Here is a 25,319-nt window from a genome sequence, read left to right on the forward strand (position 1 = left end):
AGCGAAGCGGCGGCGGGAGGCTGCGGCGTGAACCTCGCGTGTGCAGGGCGTGAACGCCCGCCGAATCACGGGTGCGGATGCCCCGGCGCACCGCCCACCGCGGCGCCCCCACCTCCTTGCCGTGCGCAATGCAGGAACGCGCGCGTGTCGCGGGCTGTTCTGCCGCATGGGCGCCGCGACACGCCGTGCGCGTTCCTGCATTGCGTAGGGGCAGGTTCGAGCGAGGAGCGGTTTCGGCAGGGACACGGCAGCACAAACCGGAGCGGTCACAGCGCAACGCAGAGGCAGCCTCGGATCGAGGCGGTCGCAGCACAACGCAGAGGCAGCCTCGGATCGAGGCTGCCTCTGCGTTGCGCGACGGAAGCGGAACGAGCCTCCGCCGGGGGGCTCCCTACTACTCTGCCCGTACGCGGGGAGCCGTTCCGGGCTGCTTCCGCGGGGCGGCGCGCCCCTACTCCGCCCGCACGCGGGGAGCCGGCATGGGCGGCGGCTGCTTCGCGGGGGCGGCGTCGAGCCGGGCGAGGGCCTCGGCGATCGCGCGGTCGAGCTGCGGGTCTGCGGCGGTGAAGTAGTCGCCCGGGGTGTGCACGACCTCGATGTCGGGGTCGACGCCGTGGTTCTCGACACCCCATTCCTTGCCCTCGAACCAGTAGGAGTATCGCGGCTGGGTGACGCCGGTGCCGTCGACGAGACGGTACCGGCCGTCGATCCCGACGACGCCGCCCCATGTCCGCACGCCGACCACGGGCCCGAGGCCGAGAGCCTGCGCGGCGGCGTTGACGATGTCGCCGTCGGAGCCGGAGTACTCGTTGGCGACGAGCACGAGCGGGCCGCGGCGCGCGACTTCGGGATAGGTGAAGGCCGTCTCGTAGTGGCGTGCGCGGTTCCAGCCGATGACCTCGGCGGCGAGCGCACTGATGACGAGCTGACTCGTGTGGCCGCCGCGGTTGTAACGGACGTCGGCGATGAGCCCCTCGGCGCGCGAGGCGGTGCGGAGGTCGCGGTGCAGCTGCGCCCATCCCTTCGACTGCATGTCGGGCACGTGCACGTACCCGAGGCGACCGCCGGAATGCTCGCGCACGTACTCGCGGCGCGACCGCACCCAGTCCTGGTAGCGCAGCACCTCCTCGTCGTCGAGCGGCACCACGACGACCCGGCGGTCGGTGCCCGCGGCGAGCGACGAACCCGGCGACCCGGAACGCAGCGTCAGCTCCACGGGCTTGCCCGCCGCACCGGTGAGCGCGGCTGCCGGCCCGAAGGCCGGGTCGACCGGCACCCCGTCGACGGCGACGATCAGGTCGCCGGGGGCGGCATCCACACCCGCAGCCCGAAGCGGCGAGCGGGCTTCGGGGTCGGTCGTGAGGCCGGGCAGGATGCGGTCGATCCGCCAGCCGCCGTCGGCCGGCGACAGGTCGGCGCCGAGCAGACCGATGCGACGCGACGCGTCGCCGAGGGGCAGCTTCGGCTGGATGTAGGCGTGCGAGGTGTTGAGTTCGGCGACCGTCTCCCACAGCAGATCGACGAGGTCGTCGTGGGTGGCGACGGCATCCACCACGGGCCGCCAGCGGCCGGCGACCGCCTCCCAATCGACGCCGTTCATGTCGGCACGCCAGTAGTGGTCGCGCATGAGGCGAGCGTTCTCGTCGAACATCTGCCGCCGCTCGGCGGCCGGATCGACCTCGAGGCGGATGCGCGAGAGGTCGACCTTGACGGCCTCGCCCGAGTCCTCGGCGGGCTTGCGGCCGGCCGGCTGCACGGTCACGTCCTGCTTGGTGCGCACCACGACGCGGGTGCCGTCGCCCGAGACAGCGTACTCGTCGACGCGGTCCGCGACCCGGATGACGCGACGTTCGGCGAACGACCAGAACTCGAGCGTGTCGGGCGCCGGATCGGCGCCGAACTGCGGGCGCCGCGAACCGATCACACCGGCATCGCCGGCCTCGCGGACCCACAGCACGCCGCCGTCCGCGGCACGCAGTTCGCGGTAGGCGTCGGACGGCACCGGGAACGGCAGGATGCGGTCTTCGGCGCCCTCGACGTCGAGTTCCGGCGAGGCGGGCGGCGCATCGGCATCCGCACCCGAAGCCGCACCCGACGCCCCCGCGGCACCGGCCCCGCCCGGCGCACCGGGTGCAGCGCTCAGCCGCCACCCCTCCACGCTCGGCCCGAACGGCGCCGGCTCGGCCGCCGAGATCGGCAGCAGCCACGGCCTGGTCGACCCCGTGAATGCGAGGTCGAACGACTGCTCGTCGTAGATCGGGTCGAAGGTGCGGTTCGAGAGGAACACGATGTGCTTGCCGTCGCGCGTGAACGCCGGACTGTGATCGTGCACGATGCCCGAGGTGAGCGCGATCGGAGCGGGCTCCGCCGCCGCGAGGTCGGCGATCATGAGCCGCTGCGGATCCATCTCGGCCTGCGGGGCCGGCTGCGTCCAGAGCAGGTAGCGCCCGTCGGGCGAGAAGCTCGGATGCATGGCCTCGCCGTCGCCCGAAACGCCGATCTCGGTGATCGCACCGTCGGCGACCGCCACGAGCAGGATGCGGCCGTCATGGGTGATGACGGCGACCCGCCCGCCGGCCGGATCGGCGGCCAGATGCAGCACCCGCCCGAGCCGGCCCTCGGCGAGCAGCCGCGGCGCGGCGTCGCCCGTGAGGGGGCGCACCTCGAGCGCGACGTCGCCGGTGAGGGGGCGCACCTCGAGCGCGTCCTCCCCCGCCGCATCCGTGACCCACACGGCGAGGCCGGTGCGGCCGAGCAGTTGCGGTTCGCGCACCCGCACGGCCGAGTCGGCGACGAGGGCACGCGCCGGCCCGTCGCGGTGCGTCACCCAGTACACGGCTCCGCGCACGCCCATCAGGCTGCCGTCTGCGCCGTGATCGGGCGCGATCGCGTTCAGCTGTTCGGCGGCCTTCACGAGGAACGACCGCGGCCGCACGCCCGGCAGCGCGAGCTCGATCGGGCGCGGTTCACCGTCCAGCCGGTCCAGCATCCACACCCGGCCGCGACTGTGCCAGACGATGCGGCGCCCGTCGGTGGATGCGTCGCGCACGTACCCGAGATCGGGCCCCTGACGGGTGAGCTGCCGCGGCTCGCCGGCGCCGGGCTCGCCCTCCCACACCCAGAGGTTCGCCTGCTCGTCGGCGCGATCCGGGAAGACCGCCGCGCGGTCCGAGACGAAGACGAGACGCCCGTCGACCCACATCGGGTCCACGACGGATGCCGCGTCCTCCGGCAGCAGCCGGCTCCACGACCCTTCGCCCGACGCATCCAGCCACAGGCGGGGCGCCGTGCCGCCGCGATACCGCTTCCACCACGCCGGCGGCCGGCTGCCGGGGGTGACGAGGGCGACCGCGCCGTCGTCGCGGCGCGCGAGACCCCATGCGGGGCCGTACGGCATCCGCTCGACCCGGCCGTCGAGACCGACCGCATGCACGACCGTGTCGCGCAGCAGCTGCCCCGCGTTCGTGCCTGCGAGCACCCGACCGTCGGCCGTCCAGCCGAGCAGCACGGTCGCCGAGGCACCCCACCAGCTGAGCCGACGGGACTCGCCGCCCGCGGCGTCGACGACGAAGACCTCCGGATGGCCGTCGCGATGCGAGATGTAGGCGATCCAGCGCCCGTCGGGCGAGAACCGCGGGGTGCGCGCCGGCGCCCGGTCGTTCGTGAGGCGGGTCGCGGTGCCTCCGGCGACCGGCGCGATCCACACGTCGTCGTCGGCGATGAAGGCGAGGCGGTCTTCGTGGAGGTGGGGGAAGCGAACGTACGTCGTCGTCGGGGTCACGGGCACCACGATAGGGGGTGCCGCCGACACGGGGAAGAGGGGCATGCGCCGCGCCTCCCGAATGAGCGCGGGCGGCATCCACACCCCTGAGCGGATGCCTCCCGCGCCCCGACCGGAGGGGCCTTCGAGACGGAACGAACCGCCTCGACCGGGCTCCAGAGGAGCGCCGGGGTCACGCATCGAGACACCGGTGCCGCGGGTCTCGATACGTGTCCGCGACGCTCCTCGCCCGGGCCGTGGCCCGGGCGAGTCGCGGTCAGTCTGCGAGGAGGCGGAGCGTGTCGACGACCCGGTTCGAGAAGCCCGACTCGTTGTCGTACCAGGCGACGACCTTGACGTGGCGGCCGTCGACGCGTGTGAGGGGCGCGTCGAAGATCGAGGAGTGCGGGTTGCCGGTGATGTCGCTCGACACGATCGGGTCCTCGGTGTACTCGAGGATGCCGGCGAGGGGGCCCGCGGCGGCCGTGCGGTAGGCCTCGAGCACCTGCTCGCGGGTGACGTCGCGCGCGACGGTCGTGTTCAGTTCCACGATCGAGCCGACGGGAACGGGCACGCGGATCGAGTCGCCCGAGAGCTTGCCGTCCAGGCCCGGCAGCACGAGGCCGATCGCCTTCGCGGCGCCGGTCGTGGTCGGGACGATGTTGACGGCGGCGGCGCGCGCACGGCGCAGGTCGCGGTGCGGGCCGTCCTGCAGGTTCTGCTCCTGCGTGTAGGCGTGCACGGTCGTCATGAAGCCGTGCTCGATTCCGGCGAGCTCGTCGAGCACGTGCGCGAGGGGGGCGAGGGCGTTCGTCGTGCACGAGGCGTTCGAGACGATCGTGTGCACGGCCGGGTCGTAGGCGTCGGTGTTGACCCCGTAGGCGAGGGTGACGTCGGCTCCGGATGCCGGGGCGCTCACGAGCACCTTCTTCGCACCCGCATCCAGGTGCGCCCGCGCGGCGTCGGCGGAGGTGAAGCGGCCCGTGGATTCGAGCACGATCTCGACGCCGAGTTCGCCCCACGGCAGCTTCGCGGGCTCGCGCTCGGCGAGCACCCGGATGCGGCGGCCGTCGACGACGAGGGTGTCGCCCTCGACCGAGACGGGGCGGCCGAGACGGCCGGCGGTGGAGTCGTACTTCAGGAGGTCTGCGAGCGTCGCGGGCTCGGTGAGGTCGTTGACGGCGACGACCTCGAGGTCGGTGCCCTGCTCGAGGAGGGCGCGCAGCACGTTGCGACCGATGCGGCCGAATCCGTTGATGCCGATGCGGGTCATTGGGGTGGGGGTCCTTTCGTTGCTCCTCTTACTCTCGGGTGCCGCGTCGCGTTGCGGGAGTGGCTGAAGCGTCAGGGTTCGAAAGGATCCCGCCGGTGTTCGGGGAGTGGATGCCGCGACGCACGGCTCGTCGATGGCCCCCGAACGCGTGGTGCGTGGCCCCAGTCATGGGGGTTTTCCCAGATCGGGGGTGTTTTTTAGCGGGCGCGGATCGTAAGCTCGCTGCGCGGCGGCATCCGCCCCCTGCCGTTCGCATCCCTGCAATCAAACCCGTTAGGAACCACATGAAGCGCCCGATCTCCGCGCTGCTGACCGCCGCGCTCGTCGGCGGACTCGCGCTCGTCGGCACGGCCGCCCCGGCCGTCGCCGACGAATCCGCCTCGCAGTCGATCACCGCATCCGACTGCCTCACCCTCGACGTCGCCCTCGCCGGCTACGCCACCGACCCCGGCGCCGACGCCGTCATCGAGCGGGAGCTCGACGAGCCTGCCATCGCGGAGGTGAGCCACACGGATTACCAGTACGAGCTCATGTACCTCGGCTTCATCCCCAGCGGCGACTACCGCTGGACGCACAAGTGGGTGGGCAACAGCGACTTCTACGACTGGGCCACGTACCGCTACACCGGCAACACCAAGACCCACGTCGTCGTGGAGGGGAAGGACGCCGTCTACCGCGACAACGTCGTGACGCCGGAGCGCCCCGCGAACGATGCCCCGAACACCGTCACCGTCGCGATCGACGGTGAGGTCGTCGCCGACGCCGTGGCCTTCGGCACCGAATTCTCCGCGTCGTACGCGCTCCCCGACAAGTCCGCCGAGAACACCTACACGGTGACGGTGACCTCCTTCGACGGTTTCGGCGCCGGCGAGTTCACGGGCACCGTGCCGGCGTGCGGCGTCGGCGACTTCCATGCCGAGGCGACGCTCGACGTCTCGGTCTGCGGTGTTGCCTCGGTCGCGCTCTCGAACGAGGAGCTCGCCGCCGAGCTCGTCAACGGCACCTACTCGGCCGTCGTGTACGCGGACGGCGAGTTCGTCGACGCACTCGCCGTCTTCGAAGGCGACGCCGTCGCGAAGGACTACGAGCTCGACGGCGGCACCGCCGTCGAGGTGCGCACCGGCCCGGCACACGGCGACGTGCTGCTGGCCGAGGGCACGGTCGTGCCCTGCCCGGTCCCGACGCTCGCCGTGACCGGCGACCTCGTGCCCGGCGGTGCGGTCACGATCTCCGGCACCGGCTTCGCCCCCGAGACCGAGTTCGACCTCGAGCTGCGCTCGGTGCCGGCCGCACTCGGTTCGGTCACGAGCGACGCCGACGGCGCCTTCTCGGTCGAGGCGACCCTGCCGACCGATGTCGAGCTCGGCGAGCACACGATCGCCGCCCTCTCCGGCGGGGAGACGGTCGCCGAGAAGCTGCTGGCGATCGCTGCGGCGGTCGACCCGGCCGGCCCGGGCGAGGGCACCGACGGTGAAGGCATCGAGGGCACCGCCGGCGAAGGCACCGAAGGCACCGAGACCGATGGCGTCCTCGCCCCGGCCGGTACCGACGGTTCCGACGCCGACGAGTCCGACGAGGCCGCCGACGTCGCCAAGACGGCCGACGCGAAGCGACTCGCCAGCACCGGCGTCGAGCCCACCGGCCTGCTCCTGGCCGCGCTCGCGCTCTTCCTGCTGGCCGGCGCCGCGATCGGCGGTGTGCGCCTGGTCCGCGCACGCGGCTGACGCAACCCACCCGAACGGCCCCGCGGCACCCCCGCGGGGCCGTTCGCCGTACACGGCGCGCCACGGCATCCGCACCCGCCATGGCCCGACACCCCTCGCACCGCGATCTCGCCGGCGCCCGCACCCGGTTAGGAGTGCGGCGAACATCGGCACTCCGGCCAGTCCGAGCCGTCGCTCACTCCTGCGCAGCGGCGGCGCACCGCGGCTTCCGGGGTCGTTCCCCCGCCGGAATCGCCGTCTCCGGTTCGCACAGCCGGGTGGGGCCGGGCGGGCGCCGCGCCTACCGCGCCACGTGCTCGGAGAGCGTGCGGGCGCGGCCCATGGCCGCTTCGAGGAGCTCCATGTTGATGCGCGCGTGCGCACGCCCGATCTCGAAGGCGGCGATGCGGTCGCGATCGCGGATCGCGGCGATGAGCCGCCGGTGGTCGTCGAGGGAACGGAGCTCGAGCGCTCGCCACCCCGCTTCGGGGCCCCATGGATGCCCGGGCGCGGCGACGTGCATCTGGCGTTCGAGCCCGAGGAGGGTCTCGGCGAGGGTCGGGTTGTGCGCGGCCTCGGCGATCGCGAGATGCAGCCGCTCGTCGGCGGCACGGGCGGGGGCGCCGGAGTCGGCCGTGCGGTAGTCCTCGAGTCGTTCGGCGAGGATCGTGACGTCGTCGGCGGTGTGGCGTTCGGCGGCCGCGGCGGCGATCGTGCCGTGCAGCCAGGACTCCGCTTCGTGCTGGTCGACCATCCGCGCCCACGCCGCGGTGAGCACACGTTCGATCGCGGCGGACGCTTCGGCCGAGTCGGCTTCGACGACGAAGGTTCCGCCGCCCCGACCCTGCTGCGAGCGCAGGAGCCCGAGGTCGACGAGCTCGCGGACGGCCGCACGGACGGTGACGCGACCGACGCCGAGTGCGGTGGCGAGATCCCGTTCGGACGGGAACCTCTGCCCGGGGACGGTGTCGCCGATGGCGACCGCGGTGATGAGGCGATCGGCGACCTCGCGCCGGAGGGTCTGGTCGGGTTGGCTCTCGGGGAGACGCCGTGCGAGGAGGTCTGCGGCGGGCGGCTCGTGATCGGGGGGCATAGCCTCACGCTAGCAACCCCGGATGGGGGCGGGAATCCATAAAAGGTTCCCTGATGGAACCTTATGTGCCATGATGAGCATGCGGTGACCCGATCACCGCAGTTCCGAAAGGCGGCGCAATGCGCACACCCGAGCCCACCGACGCCCTGGAGAGCGAAGACGCCTTCGTCCCCACTCCCCAGGGCCGGCTCTGGGCGCGCTCGCTGACTCGGCGGCGCGGGCCCGCACCGGGCTCCGCACCCGAAGCATCGCGCACCGCCTCCCGCACCCGACCCGACGACGGCCCCGTCCCCCTCGTGATCCTGCACGGAGGGCCCGGGTTCCCGAGCGACTACCTCCACCCGCTCGCCGCCGGGCTGGCCGAGGATCGCCCGGTGGTCGTCTACGACCAGATCGGGGCGGGCCGGTCCGACCCCGTCGGCGACCCCGCCGCCCTCGACGTCGAGCTCTACGTCGACCATCTCGAGCGTGTGCGACGGCACTTCCGCCTCGACCGCTTCCACGTGCTCGGCCACTCCTGGGGCGGCTTCCTCGCCCTCGCCTACACCGAGTCGCACCCAGAGCGGGTCGCCTCCCTCGTGCTCGCGAGCCCGCTGGTCGAACCCGACCGGTGGGATGCCGACGCACGTGCCCTGATCGGCGAGCTGCCCGCCGACCACCGCCGGAGTCTCGCCGCCGGGCCGCTCGACCCCGGCTACGCCGCCGCGGAGGCCGAGTTCTATCGCCGCCACTTCTGCCGGCTCGAGCCCTGGCCCGCGCCCCTCCAGGCGGCCGCGGACGGCGAAGACCGGGTCTCGTACACAGCGCTGTGGGGGCCGAACGAGTTCACGAACACCGGGCGACTCGCCGGCGACAGCCGCGCCGGCGTCATCCCGGAGCTCACGGTGCCGAGCCTCTGGATCACGGGGACGGACGACGAAGCCCGACCGCAGACCGTCGGCGAGTACGCGGCGATGAGCGACGCGAGCGAGCTCGCCGTGCTCCCCGGCACCCACTGCGTCCACCTCGAAGCGCCCAACGCGTACCTCGCCGAGGTGCGCCGCTTCCTGCACCGCTCCCCGCACGACCGTCGTACGCCTCGGGCACCGAGCCCCCGTGCGATCCACCCGAGAGAAAGCAGCCCGCTATGACGCACGCACCGCATCCGTCGCACGGCCGACCCGCGCATGACCCGGACCCCGAACGGGCATCCGCCGAACTCGAGGACCTGGGCTACACCCAGGAGCTCCGGCGATCCATGTCCCTGACCGACGTCGTCGTCTACGGCCTCATCTACATGGTGCCGATGGCGCCGCTGGCGGTCTTCGGCATCATCTACAACTTCTCGCACGGGATGCCGGCTCTGGTCTATCTGGTCGCGGCGTTCGCCATGGTGTTCAGCGCCCTGAGCTACAAGGAGATGGCCAAGCGCTTCCCGATCGCCGGTTCCGTCTACTCCTACGTGCGGCTCGGCCTGAACCGCTTCGTCGGGTTCATCGCCGGCTGGGCCATCCTCCTCGACTACCTGCTGCTGCCGGCACTGCTGTCGGTGTTCGCCGCGGCGGCGATGACGAGCATCGTGCCGGCGATCCCCGAGTTCGTCTGGGTCATCGTCTTCGTCGTGCTCGCGGCTGCGATCAACCTCCGCGGCATCAAACTGACGGCGGGGATGAACATGGTCTTCCTCGGCATCCAGCTCGTCGTCCTGGCCGTGTTCGTCGTCGGCGCCGTCATCGCCGTGGCGCAGGGCCGCGGAGCCTTCTCGCTCGACCCGGTCTTCCAGCCGTCCGAGTTCTCGTGGGGCATCGTGTTCGGCGCGATCCCGATCGCCGCACTCAGCTTCATCGGATTCGACGCGATCTCCACCCTGAACGAGGAAGCGAAGGGCGGCGGGGCGACGGTTTCGCGCGCGACCATGATCGTCCTCGTCGTCGTCACCTTCCTCTTCGTGGTCCAGGTGTATCTGGCCTCGATCTTCGTTCCCACCGGCACGCAGTTCGAGAGCGGAGACGCGACGAACAACGCGTTCTACCACATCGCCGGATCGATCATCGGCGACTGGTTCGAGATCCTGATCACGCTGACCTCGGCGCTCGTCGCGATCTTCGCGAACTCGATCGCCTCGCAGGCGACCTCGAGCCGACTCGTGTTCAGCATGGCGCGCGACCGGCAGCTGCCCCGCTTCCTGTCCAAAGTGAGCAAGCGCCGGGTTCCGCAGAACGCCCTGCTGCTCATCGCCGGCCTCTCGCTCGTGATCGGCATCGCCGGCACCGCCCAGCAGGAGCTGCTCACGACCCTCGTGACCTTCGGCGCCCTGACCGCGTACATCCTCCTCAACGTGACGGTCATCGCGCACTTCGGCATCAAGGAACGCAGCCGTCGCGTGTTCCTGCACTGGATCTCGCCGGTCATCGGCACCCTGGTGCTCGGCTATGCGCTCTGGAGTGCGAACGACACGGCGAAGATCATCGGCGTCGGCTGGCTCGTGATCGGTGCCGTGATCGCCGCCGTCCAGCAATCTCGCTCGCGGAAGGCCGATACGGCCGCCGCGAGCGCCGAAGCGGGTCGCCCCACGGGGAATTGAGGCGATCCGGCCGGCGGCGGGGGCGACAGGCATGCGCCCCCGCCGCTACCCCCGCTGCACGAAGGTGTGCCGGTATTCGTTCGGCGAGGTGCCGAGGATGCGGTGGAAGTGCAGCCTGAGGTTCGCGCCCGTTCCGAGGCCGACCTGCGCGGCGATCTGTTCGATGCCGAGCTCGCTGCGCTCGAGGAGTTCGCGGGCGAGGTCGACGCGGGCGCGCAGCACCCACTGCATCGGCGTGTATCCCGTGTCTTCGACGAAGCGGCGGGTGAAGGTGCGCTCCGAGACGGCGGCATGGCGGGCGAGGTCGGCGACGGTGAGCGGATCGCCGAGCCGTCGCAGGGCCCATTCGCGGGTGGCGGCGAAGCGTTCGCCGAGGGGTTCGGGCAGGCTTCGGGGCACGTACTGCGCCTGCCCGCCGCTGCGGTAGGGGGCGGCGACGAGGCGGCGGGCGGCGTGGTTGGCGACGGCGACGCCGTGGTCGCGGCGCACGAGGTGGAGGCAGAGGTCGATGCCGCTGGCCGCCCCGGCGGAGGTGAGCACGCTGCCTTCGTCGACGAACAGGACGTTCTCGTCGACCTGCACGAGCGGATGCTTCGCGGCGAGCTGGCGCGTGTAGTGCCAGTGGGTGGTGGCGCGCCGCCCGTCGAGCAGGCCGGTCGCGGCGAGCGCGAAGGCGCCGGTGGAGATCGCGGCGAGGCGGGCGCCGCGGGCGTGGGCGGCGAGGAGGGCATCCACCACGGCCGCGGGCGGATCCTGCCGGTCGGGTTCACGGGAGCCGGGGACGAAGACGGTCTCGGCCCATTCGAGCGCTTCGAGCCCGTCGGCGACGTGGTATGAGAGGCCGTCGCCGCCGGTGACGAGGCCGGGCGCGGCGCCGCACACGCGCACCTCGTAGGGCATGCTGCGGCGGGTCGTGAAGACCTGGGCGGGGATGCCGACGTCGAGGGGTTTCGCGCCCTCGAGCACGAGGACGGCGACGCGGTGGTGGTGTGGCATGATTCCTCGGGTGCGGATGCCGGGGCGCGCTCGCGCCGGTGGCCCGGCGCCGGGCGGCCGCCGGATGGATGGCGGTTCCACTGGCGGTTTCCCCGCTGTTCGCAAGCATACTGCCGCGCGCCGGGTGCGCACCCGGGCGCACGGCTCCGCCCTTCCCAAGACCGGGCATGCCGGTTAGCGTGGATGTGCGGGCAGGGGGCCCGCGCAACATCCGGTGAACAAGGGGGACCCGATGGCCGACGCACAGGCGATCATCGAAGCACGGCAGGCCGCGAACCTGGCCAGCTACGATATCCAGAAGCTGCCCGAGGACTCGATCGAGCGCCAGGCGCTGCACAACCTGCAGACCGCGATCGACGCGCTCATCACCGCGGTCGACTCGAACGGGTAGCCGGCGGGGCGGCGCGATCCGTGCCGGCGCCCGCCCGCGGCCGCAGCGCCGACGGAAGCCCGCGCCCGCCCTACTCCAGCAGCGCCCGCAATTCGTCGGCCGTCAGCGCGGCGTCGGCGAATCCTTCGTCGCCCATGAGCGCGTCGACGAGTTCGCCCTTCCGGCGCTTCAGCGTCATGACGCGTTCCTCGATCGTGCCCTCTGCGACGAGGCGGTAGACGTTCACGGGGCGCTCCTGCCCGATGCGGTGGGCGCGGTCGACGGCCTGCGCTTCGCTCGCGGGGTTCCACCACGGGTCGAGCAGGTAGACGTAGTCGGCTTCGGTGAGGTTCAGGCCGAAGCCGCCGGCCTTCAGACTGATGAGGAACACGGGGACCTCGCCCGCGCGGAACCTCGCGACCTCCTCGGTGCGCCTGCGGGTCGGCGTGGAGCCGTCGAGGTACGCGTAGGGCGTGCCCTCGGCATCCATTCGCGCAGCCACGCGCGCCAGGAACGAGGTGAACTGGCTGAACACCAGCACCCGATGGCCGGCGCCGGCGACCTCGTCGAGCTGCGCGAAGAGCGCGTCGAGCTTCGCCGAGGGGATGCCGGCGTGGCGTTCGTCGACGAGCGCGGCGTCGAGGGCGAGGAGCCTGAGCAGGGTGAGCGAGCGGTAGACGATGAAGCGGCTGCGCTGCTCGTCGGCGTCGAGGAGGTCGAGCAGTTTCTGCCGTTCGCGCTGCAGGGTGACGTCGTAGAGGCGGCGGTGCTTCGGGTGCAGTTCGACGGAGAGCACCTGCTCCTGCTTCTCGGGCAGTTCGGGGGCGACGACGTCTTTCGTGCGGCGCAGCATGAGGGGCCGCACGCGCCGCCGCAGCTGTTCGAGGCGCGTCTCGTGGCCGTGCTCGATGGGGCGGCGGTACTGCACCGTGAACGCACGCTGCGAGGGGAACAGACCGGGCGCGACGATGGCGAGGATCGACCAGGGTTCGCCGACGTGGTTCTCGACGGGGGTGCCGGTGACGGCGAGGCGGAACCGGGTGCGGATGCCGCGGGCGGCCTCATGGGCGCGGGTCGCCGGGTTCTTCACGAACTGGGCTTCGTCGAGCACGAGTCCGCCCCACTCGAGCGCGCCGAACGCGTCGGCTTCGAGGCGGAGCACCGCGTAGGTGGTGATGACGAGGTCGGCGGCCGCGGCCGCATCGGCGATGGACTGGCCGCGCTTCGCGGCCGTCCGGGTGACGGAGGCCACGCGGAGGCCCGGGGTGAAGCGCGCCGCCTCGGCCGCCCAGTTGGCGGCGACCGAGGTGGGGGCGACGACGAGGAAGGGGCCGGCGCCGGCTTCGGCGGCGTGCGCGACGAGCGCGAGGGTCTGCGCGGTCTTGCCGAGCCCCATGTCGTCGGCGAGGATGCCGCCGAGCCCGGCCCGCCAGAGGTAGGCGAGCCAGCGGAACCCCTCGAGCTGGTAGTGCCGGAGGGGCAGCACGACGCCGGCCGGTTGCGGCAGTTCGGGCGCGCCGCCGGGTTCGAGGGCCTCGACCGCCTGCCGCCATTCGACGGCCGGCCGGGCGATGTCGGCGAGGTCCTCGAAGTCGCTCCAGAGACTGACGCGGCTGCGGTGGATGCGGACCCCGGCCTCCCACTCCGCGAGCGTGCCGGCCTCGGCGATGAGTTCGCGCAGGCGGTCGAAGACGGGCAGATTCAGCGGCAGATAGCTGCGATCGATGAGACGCAGCCGTTTCGCACCCGCCGAGAGGGCGCGGTACAGCGGCAGGAAGGGCACCTTCTTGCCTGCGACGGTGACGATAACGCCGAGCTCGAACCAGTCGTTCTTCTCGGTCGGCACGGTCGTGACGGTGAGCTCGGGGGGTTCGTCGATGCGCCGCCAGCCGTCCTCGTCGGCCGCGTGCCCGACCGCGTCGCCGGTGCCGCCCGGACCCGTGCCGCCCGTGCCGTCGTCGGCGAGCTCGTGCTCGTCCGGTTCCGGCGGCGCGAAGCTGCCGTCGGCGCTGCCGACCTCGATCTCCCGCGCGAGCGGCCGGTAGTGGGCGGCGAGGAACTCGGGCACCTCCTCGGGCGGCACCCGGATCGCGGCCGGCGCGGCGAGCAGGCCGCGCACGGCATCGCTCGCCCGTCGTGCGAGCGGCGCGAGCTCGATCGCGCCCGTCTCGAAGTCGAAGACGTACACGCCGTGGTCGCCGATGAGGCGGGTGCGCCGCGGCTCGCGCGCCGACCCGTCGACGGCGACCGCGGGCACGAGCGCGAGCCCGCCGTCGGAATCGCTCGCGGCATCCATCGCGACCGAGGCGGCCTGCCGCAGGTGGATGCCGGGGGTCGCCGCAGCGCCCGTCAGCGCGATGCCGAGGCGGCCGGCCTCGGCGAGCAGCCCCCACAGCAGCGGGCTCTCGAACTCGTCGAGGGTGATCCACTCGGAGCCGTACGCCTGGTAGACGGCGGGGTTCCGGCCGTTCAGCAGCGCGAACTGCGCGAACCAGCGCGACTGGGCGGGGTCGTAGCCGCCGCCGTCGGCCCGGTAGGCGATGTTCTGCCAGCTGAGCTGGCCCTTGATCCAGGCGCCCTTCGCGCCGCGGGTCACGGGTCGCACCGCGAGCCGGTCGACGGCCGCGTCCCGCAGCGCCGGCTGGTCGCGCGGGCCCTGCCACGCGCCCGGGCGACGCGGCAGCCGCTGCCGGAGCTCGAATTGCAGGGCGAGCGGATGCCTGGGCGCCCCGGCATCCGCACCCCGCCGCTCGGGCCACGCCCCGCCCGGCGCACCGCCCGCGCGCAGCACCTCGAGCTCGCGCCGCCAGCCGCCGGGGCTCACGCGCGACCCGCCGGGTGCTTCACGAACATGCCGCTATCGTGTCACGGGCCGCCGACACGGCACCTGCGAGCGCAACGCCCCGGCCGACACGGCCGGCTCCACGGCCGCGACCGGGCACGGACCCCCGCAGCCCGGCTACGCTCGAAGCGTCGGGAGGAGCGAGCGGATGGGGTGGTTCTCCCGGCTGCGCGAGCGGCGGCGCGCGCGCGAGGGGGGCAACGGCGGAGCGGATGCGCGGCGGCCCCGCGACCCGCGGCGCGGCGTGCTGCCCGACTTTCTGAGGAACCCGCGGGCCCGCCGCATCTCGGTCGAGGATGCGAGCGAGGAAGGCCTCATGCTCGCCGAGTACGCCGCCGTGATGTCGACGAAGAACCTCATCATCGAGGCCGTCATCCGCGACGGCCGCGACTGGGATCCGGATGCGTATCTCGACGACGCGCGTTCCGTGCTCGACGGGCTCATCGACGAATCGGAGGAGTCCGCCGAGCATGTGCGCGCCGAGCAGCGCGCCGCGGCATCCGTCCGCGGCCGCGCCAGCCACCAGCACGACTACCACGCCCGCGACCTCGGCAATCTCGAGGTGCGCGAGGCCGTGAACGAGTACGTCGCCAGGCGGCTGCGCGCCTGGACGCGGGACGAGGATCGCCTGCGCCGGCTCGTGGATCGCGCCCGGGCATCCGCCTGGGGCGAGATCGCCGCGGAGATCGAGGCGACGCTCGACCGCACCTGGCCCGCCGAGCCCGAACTCGACGCGAACTACGGGGCCGAGCGCGAGGAGCGGATGTGGATGGTGCGCTACTTCGACCTCATCGAGCTGTCGATGCAGACGCAGTCGGGCGGGGCGGCGGCCGACTGAGGCCGGGCGGCGGCGGCGCGCTCCGGCATCCGCTCGGCGCGGATCCGCGGTTCGCGTCGCAGCAGGCCCTAGCCTGACACCATGCAGGTGAGCGAGCGACTGCGGAAGGCGTCACTGCTGGCGAAGAAGCGTTCGCCGTTCCTGCAGGTCGTGAAATCGGCGGCGGCGACCGTGGCGGCCTGGCTCGCGGCGTTCTGGCTCGTGCCCGGGCAGCTGCCGGTGTTCGCGGCGATCGCGGCGCTGCTCGTCGTGCAGCCGAGCGTCGACGAATCGTTCGGCAAGGCCATCGAGCGTTCCATCGGCGTGATCTCGGGCGTGCTGCTGGCGACGGGCATCTCCCTGCTGTTCGGGCAGGACAGCTGGGTGATCCTCGTCGCCGTCGTCGTCGCGATCCTCGCGGCCTGGGCCCTCAGGATGACCTCGGGCACCGCGAACCAGGTCGCGATCAGCGCCATGCTCGTGCTCACCATCGGCTCCGCGCAGCCCGAATACGCACTCGACCGCGTCATCGAGACCCTGATCGGCGCCGCGATCGGCATCATCGTGAACACCCTCATCGTGCCGCCCGTGCTCGTCGAACCGGCCCGGCGCGACGTCGCGCTGCTCGGCGGCGAGCTCGCGGCATCCCTCGACCGTCTCGCCGCCGCCCTCGAGGGGCCGCGCACGAGCACCGAGCTCGAACAGCTCATGCTCGAGGCTCGGCTCATGCGGCCCATGCGCGACGCCGCCGAGGCGTCCGTCGAAGCCGGGGAGGCCTCGCTCACGCTGAACCCGCGTCGCAGCGCCCACCGCACCGAGCTCGAGTCGCTCGGGGCCATCTTCGAGCGCATCGGCCCCGTCGTCACGCAGGTGATCGGCATGACGCGCGCCTTCGCCGATCACTACGACGACAGCATCCACCGCGAGCCGACCGTGCGTGCGATCGCGGAGCAGCTGCGGCGCAGCGCCCACGACATGCGGCTGCTGACACGGCCGATCGAGCCGGAACCGGAGCCCGTCACCTCGGAGCAGCCGGCGCTGACCTCGGCGCTCGTGGTGTCTCCGCCGACGGGCGGCCACTGGATCCTCATCGGGTCGCTGATGGAGGATCTGCGGCGGATCCGCGAGGAGCTCGTCGACTGATCGGGTGCGGATGCCGGGTCGCACCGCATCCGGGCGGGTGGGCGCCTCCGAAGGCGCTGCGAGCCTGCTCCGCATTCCCTCATTCCGGCGTACACGAGGTTTTGTCGTCACGGGGGTGGCGGGCTAGGCTGGCCGCGCCCGATCCGGTCACCGGCTCAGCTCAGCGTCGACTCCCGTCCGACCGACGCGTGCTCGGTACCGCGCATCCCGGCAGTCCCCCATCGTCGATTCGCAACACCGTTCCTCCACAACCGGCTTTCGCAACCGTCCCGTCCACCGTTCTCCCGCCCCCGGGTCTGCGCGGTTCGCCCCGACGGTACCTTCGACGAACCCTCCTTCGAAAGCGAACCCGTCCGTGCCTCACCTGCCACGAGATCCGCTCACCATCCCGATCCAGATCGGCCGCCCGGCCGGGCCCGGCGTCATGCCCGAACCGGGTGCGCCGATCGGCATCGGGGGCGTCGAGCTGCCCGCCGGCCGGCTCGTGAGCCGGGTGGTGGATGCCGCGAGCAGCGACATCGCGTGGCAGACCGTGGCGGCGCTGCCCGATGCGCCGCAGCTGTGGCTGCGCCTGGCGGCCGTGTTCGGGCAGACGGGGTTGTGGCCGTTGCTCGAGGATCTCGTCGCGGCGACGGCTCCGGCCGCCGAACGCCGCCGGCCGGGCGGGCGGGGCGCCGGTCGCAGTGAGCGCTTCGCCCGCTTCCGCGAGGGGCGCCGGGCAGCGGCCGAACGGGCCGCGCCGACGGCGGCGCCGTTCCGTCCGCTGGCAACGGGGTCCGCGCCTGCCGGTTTCGAGCGCTTCCCGACGGTGCCGGCCTCGCCACCGTTCGAGCCGATGACGCTCGCACTCGTGCCGACGGCGGATCCGGCCGATGTGCCCGCACGGATCGGCTGGGCGCTCGGCCGCCCCGTCGGTATCGACGCCGATGCATTCGGCGCAGCACTGCGCTCCTGGCAGCGCCGATTCGGCGCGTACATCTTCGCGAGCCGCCGCCTCGTCGTCACCCGCCCTCCGCTCTCGCAGGCCGACGCCGAGCTTCTCGCCGCCGAGCACCGCTGGTTCGCACCGGCCACCGTCGAGCGCTTCGACGCCGCCCACGGCACCGGTTCCTATGCGGTCGGCCTCGTCGGCGCCACCCGCTGGCACTTCGACTGGGAGGCATAGGGCGGAGCAGCACCTCCGCCACGTCGCTGCGCGGGCAGGTCTGGGCTGCGCGCTCAGCGCATCCGCTCGGCGATGGCCTCGCCCCACTCGAAGCGGCACTCGGCGGATTCGAACAGGCGCGACGGTCCGGCATCCACCCCCTCGCGGCCGTCGCACGGCATCGCATCGCCTGTGATTCATACCCCGCCCATAGGAAGATCATCGGGGTTTCGACGCCGGGTGTGAATGGATGGACACCTCCCGTTCCCCCGATATTCACACTGGAGGACCCACCCCATGGACCAGTTCGCCCTCGTCGCCCTCGATCTCGTCGCGATCACGCTGCTCTCGGTCGGCGTCTATTTCCCACGGCATCGACGGCGCGACCTCGTCGTCGCGTTCCTCGGGGTGAACGTCGGGGTGCTCGCGGCCTCCCTCGTCCTCGGCTCCTCCGGCGTCGGCGCGGGCCTCGGGCTCGGCCTGTTCGGCGTGCTGTCGATCATCCGGCTCCGCTCCCGCGAGATCGAACAGCACGAGGTCGCCTACTACTTCGCAGCCCTCGCGCTCGGCCTCATCGCCGGCCTCTCCCCCGCGTTCGGATGGCTGCCGGCCGGCCTCATGGCCCTCGTCGTCCTCGTCCTCGTCGTCGCCGACCACCCCGGCCTGTTCCGCCGTTCGCGCCAGCAACTGCTGACCCTCGACCGCGCGATCGCCGACGAGGACGAGCTCCGGGATGCCGTCGCCGCACTCCTCGGCGCCCGCATCCACTCCGTGAAGACCGAGCAGCTCGACTTCGTGAACGACACCACGATCGTCGACGTGCGGTTCGAAGCGCCCCGCCCGGGCACGCGGAAGACGGCGCGAGCGGATGCCGTGGCTGCGCCCGCCGCGGCCGGCGCACCGGCATCCATCGCACCCGCGTCCACGACCCCCGCATCAGACGTCGCCGCCTCCGACGCCGCGACGACGTCCGGCACCCCGGCACCCCGATGAGCACCCCGACCGTGCACGCATCCGACGCCCCCTTCGCCGCTTTCGCCCCGATCTCGCTCGACGAGCTCAACGCCGCAGCCGGGCTGCAGACCCGCGTCGACCGCAAGTACGTGCTGCCCGCATCCGCCCTGCCGATGCTGCTCGCAGCGGTGCCGACGGCCCGCGTGCTCGAATTCGCGGACGGGTCGCGCGGCTCGCGATACGAGTCCGTCTACTACGACACCCCCGAGCTCGACAGCTACCGTCTCGCCGCCCACGGCCGGCGTCGGCGCTTCAAGGTGCGCACCCGGCACTACCTCGACACCGGCGCCGGCTACCTCGAGGTGAAGACCCGCGGCGGGCGCAGCACCACCGTCAAGGAGCGCCTCGAACTCGGCGACGCCCCGCAGGTGCTCGCCGGCGCGCCCCGCGACTACGTCGACGGCGTGCTCGGCGACTGCGGCATCCGCGTGCCGGACCGCACCCTGCGGCGCACCCTCGTCACCCGGTACCGGCGCACCACGCTGCTCCTGCCGGGCGACCGCGGCGAGAGCCGCGCCACCATCGACCAGGGCCTCGAATGGGTCGACCAGGAACCCGGCTTCGAGCGGCGGATGCTGCTGCCCGGCCGCATCATCGTCGAAACGAAATCGGCCGGCCAGGCGAGCGTCCTCGACCGCGCCCTGTGGCGGATGCGGCACCGGCCGACGACGATCTCGAAGTTCGGCACGGGCCTGGCCGCCCTCCGCCCCGGACTGCCCGCGAACAAGTGGCGACGCACCCTCGACCGGCACTTCGCCGCAGCCGACATCCGCGTCGAACGAGCCGCCTGACCCGCGGCGGCGCCTGCGCCGCCCCATCCCGACTCCCGAAAGGAGCCCCATGCGAACCCCCAAGACCCTCGCCGCCCTCGCGGTGGCCACCACCCTCGGCCTCGCCGCGTGCACGGCGACCGAGACGAGCGACACGAGCGCCGACACCGGCACCGAGGCGACCGAGGCCGCCCTCGCCGTCGACGTGCACCGCACCGCCGACGAGATCCTCGCCGACAACCAGCAGCCGCACGAGCCCGCCGATGCGAGCCGCAGCAACGCCGTCGACATCGCCCTCGACGGTGACACGGCGGCGGTGGATGCCGCGGGCGCCGACGGCGAGGCATCCGTCGACGGCGGAGTGGTGACGATCTCGCAGGCCGGCGACTACCGCCTGCACGGCAGCTTCGACGGCGGCATCGTCGTCGACAGTCCCGGCGAGGGCACGGTGCGCCTCATCCTCGACGACGCCGAGATCGCCGCTGCGGACTCGGCGGCGATCTTCGTGGCCGCGGCCGACGACGTCGAGATCGTGCTGGCCGACGGCAGCCGGAACACCCTCTCCGACACCGCCGAATACGCCGCCGACGACGAGGCGGGCGCCGCCCTCGACAGCAAGGCCGACCTCACGATCAGCGGCGACGGAAGCCTCGAGGTGACCGGCAACGGCAACGACGGCATCGCCTCCAGCGACGGGCTCGTCATCGAAGGCGGCCGCATCGACGTGAACGCCGCCGACGACGGCATCCGCGGCAAGGACTACGCGGTGCTCGCGGGCGGAACGATCACCGTCGAGGCCGGCGGCGACGCCCTGAAGGCCGACAACGAGGAGGACGCAGAGCGCGGCTACGTGTGGATCTCCGGCGCCCGGGTCACGGCGACGGCCGGCAACGACGCGGTGGATGCCGCGAGCGACGTCGTCGTGACCGGCGGCGCCTTCGAGGCGGTCGCCGGCGCGGCCGGCGCGACGGGCGAGGCCGCGTCCGACGACGCGGCGGCCGACGACGACGCCGAGGAGAGCGCGTCGAAGGGCATCGTCGCCGGGGTGATCGCCGTGCTCGAGGGCGGGGCGATCACGGTCGACGCCGCCGACGACGCGGTGCACTCGAACGGCGGCATCCGGCTCGCCGACGGCACGGCGACGCTCACCTCGGGCGACGACGCCGTGCACGCCGACGGCACCCTGCTCGCCGCCGGGGCGACGGTCGACGTGCTCGGCTCGGTCGAGGGCCTCGAGGGCGCGAAGATCGAGATCGAGGGCGGCGAGCTGGACATCGTCGCGAGCGACGACGGCATCAACGGCAGCGACGGGTCGGGTGCCGGCGAGATGGGCGGGTTCCCCGGCGGCACGCCTCCCGAGGGGATGCCCGAAGGCGGAATGCCCGAGGGCGGAACCCCGCCGAGCGGCATGCCCGAAGGCGGAATGCCGGAGGGCGGAACCCCACCGAGCGGCTTCCCCGCCGACGGCGAGCGCCCCGAACCGCCGGCCGGCGGCGAGGGCGGCCGGCGCGGCGAGGCCCCGGCCGGCGCCGCACCGGACGGCGGCGCACCGGGCGGCGAGAGCGCCGCGGCATCCATCGTCGAGGTGACGATCTCGGGCGGAACCGTGCACGTCGACGCGGCCGGCGACGGCATCGACGTCAACGGCACGCTCGCGATCACCGGCGGCGACATCGTCGTGGACGGCCCCGACAACGACGGCAATGCGGCGCTCGACGTCGACGGCGACTTCACGATCGCCGGCGGCACGCTGCTCGCCGTCGGCAGCGCCGGCATGGCGATGGCGCCCACCGCCGACTCGGAGCAGGGCTCCGTCTCGGTGCGGCTCGACACGCAGATCGAGGCGGGGCAGGCCTTCACCGTCGTCGCCGAAGACGGCACGGTGATCGCCTCGCATACGGCCATCCGCACGCTCGCCTCGGTGGTCGCGAGCGGCCCGGGCGTCGAGAACGGCGCGACGTACGAGGTGCGCGCGGGCGATGCGACGGTCGGGTCCGCTGTCGCGGGCGAGCAGGTCTCGGGCGGCTTCGGCGGCGGCCCGCGCGGCTGACGCGCGATTCCGCGGTGGATGCCCGGGCGCACGGTTCTTCGGCGCCCGGGCATCGCCGTGCCGTGGCCGGCCGGTGAGGTCCGGCATCCGCTCCCGGCGATGTCGGAGGGTCGGGCTAGCGTGGCGGGTACCGGAACGGAGGAGCGATGTATCTGCAGCACGCCACCGTCGTCACGAGCGCCAGCGATCTGACGACGGCTTCGAAGTGCGAGTTCGCGTTCCTCCGCGCGCTCGACGCGAAGCTCGGGCGCATCGACCCCGTGCCCGACCCCGAGGATGCGATGCTCGAGCGCAGCGGGCGCCTCGGCGACAAGCACGAGGCGCAGGTGCTGGAGCGCTACCGGGCCGAGTTCGGCGACGGCGTCGTCGAGATCCCGAGGCCCGACCTCCGCGACGGCGATGCGGTGGCGGCGGCCGTGCAGGCCACGCTGGATGCGTTCGCCTCGGGCGCCGACGTCGTGTTCCAGGCGACGTTCGCGAGCGAGGACTTCATCGGCTTCGCCGATTTCATCGTGCGGCGGCCGGGCGGGGTGTGGCTCGTGCAGGACACGAAGCTCGCCCGGCGGGCGCGCGTCACGGCGCTGCTGCAGCTCGCCGCGTACGCCGAGCAGCTCGAACGGCACGGGGTGCCGTGCGCCGACACGGTCGAGCTGCTCCTCGGCGACGGCAGTGTGAGCGTGCACCGGCTGGCCGACATCACGCCCGTGTACCGGTTGCGGCGGGCGCGGCTCCGCGAGCTCGTGGATGCGCGGGTCGCCGCCGACGGCCCGGTCGAGTGGGGCGACCCGAGGTATGCGATCGACGGGCGCTGCCCCACCTGCGCCCTCGAGGTCGAGGCGCATCGCGACGTGCTGCTGGTGGCCGGCATGCGGGTCACGCAGCGGGCGCGGCTCATGGCGGCGGGCATCGCGACGATCGACGACCTCGCGGCATCCACCGGCCCCGTCGACGGGGTGGCGGCCGCGACCTTGGAGGGCTTGCGCGCGCAGGCCCGCCTGCAGTTGCGGGCCGAGCACCCCGCAATGGATGCCGTGGCGCCCCCGGCCCCGCCCTTCGAGGTGCGCGATCCGCAGGCCTTCGCCGCGATCCCCGATCCCGATGCCGGCGACCTCTTCTTCGATTTCGAGGGCGACCCGCTCTACACCGAGGGCGACGGCAGCGACTGGGGCCTCGACTACCTGTTCGGCATGGTCGACGCGGCCGAACGCTTCACCCCCATCTGGGCGCACGACTTCGCCGAGGAGCGCCTCGCCCTCGAACGGTTCCTCGACTTCGTGATGCGGCGCCGAGCAGAGCATCCCGGCATGCACATCTACCACTACGCGAGCTACGAACGCACCCACCTGTCGACGATCGCGGCACGGCACGGCGTCGGCGAGGTCGAGGTCGACCGGTTGCTGCGCGAGGGCGTGCTCGTCGACCTGTACCCGATCGTGAAGCGCGGCGTGCGTGTCGGCAGCCGCTCGTACTCGATCAAGAAGCTCGAGCCCCTGTATATGGGCGACGAGGTGCGGGTCAGCGACGTGCAGGCCGGCGGCGACTCGATCACGGAGTACGTGCGGGCCCGGGAGCTCATGGCATCCACCGCCGCCGTCGATGAGGACTCGGGGCTGCCGCCGGCCGACGCGGCCGCCGAGCTCCTCGCCGACCTCGCCGACTACAACCGCTACGACTGCGTCTCGACGCTCCGGCTGCGCGACTGGCTCCTCGGCCTCGCCCGACGCGAGGGCGTGCACCCGGCCGAACCGGTGCCCGAACGCGACGGCGAATACGCGGCGAACCCGCTCGCGGTCGCGCTGCAGCGCCTCGCCGAGGGGCCGGCCGGCACCGATGAGGCGACGGCCGAGATGCGGCTGCGCGGCGGGCAGTCCGGCACCCTCTTCGCGCACGGGCCGCGGGCCGCCGGCCCCGCCGTGCCGCCGGAACGCACCGCAGACCAGACGGCGCTCGCCCTCGCGGCCGCCGCGATCGACTACTACCCGCGCGAACGCAAGTCGTTCTGGTGGGCGCACTACTTCCGGCTCGAGCAGCCCGTCGAGGAGTGGGAGGACACGCGCGACGTCATGGTCGTCGACCCGATGCGCTCCCAGCTCATCGCCGGCTGGGCGGTCGAGGGCCGCCGCGCCCCGCGACGGCGCCTGCTGCTGCGCGGGCACCTCGGGCCGGGCACGCGGTTCTCCGAGGACCGCGACGTCTTCCTCCTCTACGAGCCACCGGGCCCCGGCGACACGTCGCCCGAACGCCCCGGGTACCGGGTGCGGGCGGGGGCGAAGATCCTCGAGGTCCTCGACGACGGCGTGATCGTCGAAGAGCAGCTGTCGGGCGAGACCGAGTGGTTCGAACTGCCGATGGCGCTCACCCCCGGCTGGCCGCTGAACACCGCCGGGCTCGAAGCGGCGATCGCCGAGTGGGGAACGCATGTGCACGACGCGCATCCGGCATGGCCGATGGATGCCGCAAGCGACCTCCTGCGCCGGGTGCCGCCGCGATTCGCCCACGGCGGCACCCTCGCCCCCGTCGCCGGCGGCGATACCGTGCGCGCGCTCGTGGACAGCCTCCGCCGGCTCGACCGCTCGTATACCGCGGTGCAGGGACCGCCCGGCACCGGCAAGACCTTCGTCGCCTCGCACGTCATCGCCCGCCTCGTCGCCGAGCACCGTTGGCGCATCGGCGTCGTCGCCCAGTCGCACGCCGTCGTCGAGAACCTCCTCGAACGGGTCGTGGATGCCGGCCTCTCCCCCGAGCTCGTCGCGAAGGCCCCGAAAGAGCCGGCCGACCAGCACTTCACGATCATCGCCAAGAACGATCTGGCCGCATACACGGCGGAGCACCGCGATACCGGCTACGTCGTCGGCGGCACGACCTGGGACTTCACGAACCCTCGGCGCATGGGCCGCGGGCAGCTCGACCTCCTCGTCATCGACGAAGCCGGTCAGTTCTCGCTCGCCTCGACGATCGCCGCATCCGTCGCCGCCGAGCGCCTGCTGCTGCTCGGCGACCCGCAGCAACTCCCCCAGGTCAGCCAGGGTTCGCACCCGGAACCCGTCGACCGTTCCGCGCTCGGCTGGCTCGCCGACGGGCACGACGTGCTCCCGGCCGAGTTCGGGTACTTCCTGCCCGAGAGCCGCCGCATGCATCCGGCGGTCGCCCGCCCGGTCTCCGTGCTCTCGTACGAGGGGGCGCTGCACTCGCATGAGACCGCGGCGATGCGCGAGCTCGAGGGCACCGCCGCCGGGCTGCATGCGATCCCCGTCGTGCACCACGGCAATGCGACCGAGTCGCCCGAAGAGGCCGCCGAGGTCGTCCGCATCGTCCAGGAGCTCCTCGGCGAACCCTGGCACGAGATCCGGGAACGCACCGATCCCGCCACCGGCGAAGTCGCCGTCGTGCGGCTGCCGCCGCGGCCGCTCGCGCAGCGCGACATCATCGTCGTCACGCCGTACAACGCGCAGATGCTGTGCGTGCGCGAAGCGCTCGACGCCGCGGGCCTGAGCGGAGTGCCGGTCGGCACCGTCGACAAGTTCCAGGGTCAGGAGGCGGCGATCGCGGTCGTGTCGCTCGCGGCGTCGAGCGCCCGCGAGGTCCCGCGCGGCCTCGACTTCCTCCTCATGAAGAACCGCCTGAACGTCGCCGTCTCCCGGGCGAAATGGGCGGCATTCCTCGTCTCCTCCCCCGGCCTCCTCGACGCCCTCCCGTACACCCCCGACGGCGTCGCCCAACTGAGCGCCTTCACCCGCCTCATCGGCGCCGAGCCCCCGCCGCCCCCACCGGCCGCGTAGCC

At 72.9% G+C, this 25,319-nt stretch carries 16 protein-coding genes; 11 read left to right on the forward strand and 5 right to left on the reverse strand.

The window, feature by feature from the left end:
- Positions 1-451: 451 nt before the first annotated feature.
- Together G127AT_RS05620 and gap are read right to left on the reverse strand one after the other, a co-directional pair.
- Positions 452-3,826, reverse strand: coding sequence for a S41 family peptidase (locus tag G127AT_RS05620; RefSeq protein ID WP_210900904.1), 3,375 nt, complete (start codon positions 3,824-3,826; stop codon positions 452-454).
- A gap of 211 nt (positions 3,827-4,037) precedes the next feature.
- Positions 4,038-5,033: a type I glyceraldehyde-3-phosphate dehydrogenase gene (gene gap / locus G127AT_RS05625; protein WP_210900906.1), complete on the reverse strand. Its 996-nt coding sequence runs from the start codon at positions 5,031-5,033 to the stop codon at positions 4,038-4,040.
- Positions 5,034-5,317: 284 nt separating this feature from the next.
- Between gap and G127AT_RS05630 the strand changes: the two genes are divergently transcribed.
- Positions 5,318-6,757 carry a hypothetical protein gene (locus tag G127AT_RS05630; RefSeq protein ID WP_210900908.1) on the forward strand — a complete coding sequence of 480 codons (1,440 nt, stop codon included), beginning with the start codon at positions 5,318-5,320 and terminating at the stop codon, positions 6,755-6,757.
- Between the two features lie 280 nt (positions 6,758-7,037).
- Here the strand turns inward: G127AT_RS05630 and G127AT_RS05635 are convergent, their stop codons facing one another.
- The gene (locus G127AT_RS05635; RefSeq protein ID WP_210900910.1) at positions 7,038-7,829 is read right to left on the reverse strand and encodes a FadR/GntR family transcriptional regulator; all 792 of its coding nucleotides are present in this window, start codon (positions 7,827-7,829) and stop codon (positions 7,038-7,040) included.
- A gap of 119 nt (positions 7,830-7,948) precedes the next feature.
- Between G127AT_RS05635 and G127AT_RS05640 the strand changes: the two genes are divergently transcribed.
- Positions 7,949-8,959 carry a proline iminopeptidase-family hydrolase gene (locus G127AT_RS05640; RefSeq protein WP_210900912.1) on the forward strand — a complete coding sequence of 337 codons (1,011 nt, stop codon included), beginning with the start codon at positions 7,949-7,951 and terminating at the stop codon, positions 8,957-8,959.
- Positions 8,956-10,392, forward strand: a complete 1,437-nt coding sequence (locus tag G127AT_RS05645; protein ID WP_210900914.1) for an APC family permease — start codon at positions 8,956-8,958, stop codon at positions 10,390-10,392. The genes G127AT_RS05640 and G127AT_RS05645 overlap by 4 nt, the downstream gene beginning before the upstream one ends.
- Positions 10,393-10,437: 45 nt before the next feature.
- Here G127AT_RS05645 and G127AT_RS05650 read toward each other — a convergent pair whose 3' ends face one another.
- Positions 10,438-11,388, reverse strand: coding sequence for a GlxA family transcriptional regulator (locus tag G127AT_RS05650; protein WP_210900916.1), 951 nt, complete (start codon positions 11,386-11,388; stop codon positions 10,438-10,440).
- A gap of 232 nt (positions 11,389-11,620) precedes the next feature.
- Here G127AT_RS05650 and G127AT_RS05655 point away from each other — a divergent pair, with 232 nt between their 5' ends.
- Positions 11,621-11,779, forward strand: a complete 159-nt coding sequence (locus G127AT_RS05655; RefSeq protein ID WP_210900918.1) for a hypothetical protein — start codon at positions 11,621-11,623, stop codon at positions 11,777-11,779.
- 70 nt (positions 11,780-11,849) lie between these two features.
- Here the strand turns inward: G127AT_RS05655 and G127AT_RS05660 are convergent, their stop codons facing one another.
- Complete coding sequence (locus G127AT_RS05660; protein ID WP_210900920.1) at positions 11,850-14,582, reverse strand: DEAD/DEAH box helicase; 2,733 nt, start codon at positions 14,580-14,582, stop codon at positions 11,850-11,852.
- Between the two features lie 166 nt (positions 14,583-14,748).
- Here G127AT_RS05660 and G127AT_RS05665 point away from each other — a divergent pair, with 166 nt between their 5' ends.
- The 7 genes from G127AT_RS05665 (at position 14,749) to G127AT_RS05695 (ending at position 25,317) form a co-directional block, all read left to right on the forward strand.
- On the forward strand, positions 14,749-15,438 hold the full coding sequence (locus tag G127AT_RS05665; RefSeq protein ID WP_210900922.1) for a hypothetical protein: 690 nt from the start codon (positions 14,749-14,751) through the stop codon (positions 15,436-15,438).
- A gap of 81 nt (positions 15,439-15,519) precedes the next feature.
- Positions 15,520-16,560, forward strand: coding sequence for an FUSC family protein (locus tag G127AT_RS05670; protein WP_210900924.1), 1,041 nt, complete (start codon positions 15,520-15,522; stop codon positions 16,558-16,560).
- Between the two features lie 355 nt (positions 16,561-16,915).
- Entirely contained in the window at positions 16,916-17,725 is an 810-nt protein-coding gene (locus G127AT_RS05675; RefSeq protein WP_210900926.1) for a DUF4253 domain-containing protein, read from the forward strand.
- 276 nt (positions 17,726-18,001) lie between these two features.
- The gene (locus tag G127AT_RS05680) at positions 18,002-18,697 is read left to right on the forward strand and encodes a DUF4956 domain-containing protein (RefSeq protein WP_210900928.1); all 696 of its coding nucleotides are present in this window, start codon (positions 18,002-18,004) and stop codon (positions 18,695-18,697) included.
- Positions 18,694-19,509, forward strand: a complete 816-nt coding sequence (locus G127AT_RS05685) for a polyphosphate polymerase domain-containing protein (RefSeq protein WP_210900930.1) — start codon at positions 18,694-18,696, stop codon at positions 19,507-19,509. The genes G127AT_RS05680 and G127AT_RS05685 overlap by 4 nt, the downstream gene beginning before the upstream one ends.
- Before the next feature lie 49 nt (positions 19,510-19,558).
- Complete coding sequence (locus G127AT_RS05690; RefSeq protein ID WP_210900932.1) at positions 19,559-21,538, forward strand: carbohydrate-binding domain-containing protein; 1,980 nt, start codon at positions 19,559-19,561, stop codon at positions 21,536-21,538.
- A 146-nt stretch (positions 21,539-21,684) separates the two neighbouring features.
- Positions 21,685-25,317 (forward strand): TM0106 family RecB-like putative nuclease, encoded by a 3,633-nt coding sequence (locus tag G127AT_RS05695; protein ID WP_210900934.1) that lies wholly within the window; start codon positions 21,685-21,687, stop codon positions 25,315-25,317.
- The last annotated feature ends 2 nt before the right edge of the window (positions 25,318-25,319 follow it).

It is taken from the genome of Agromyces archimandritae (assembly GCF_018024495.1).
Classification (GTDB): Bacteria; Actinomycetota; Actinomycetes; order Actinomycetales; family Microbacteriaceae; genus Agromyces; species Agromyces archimandritae.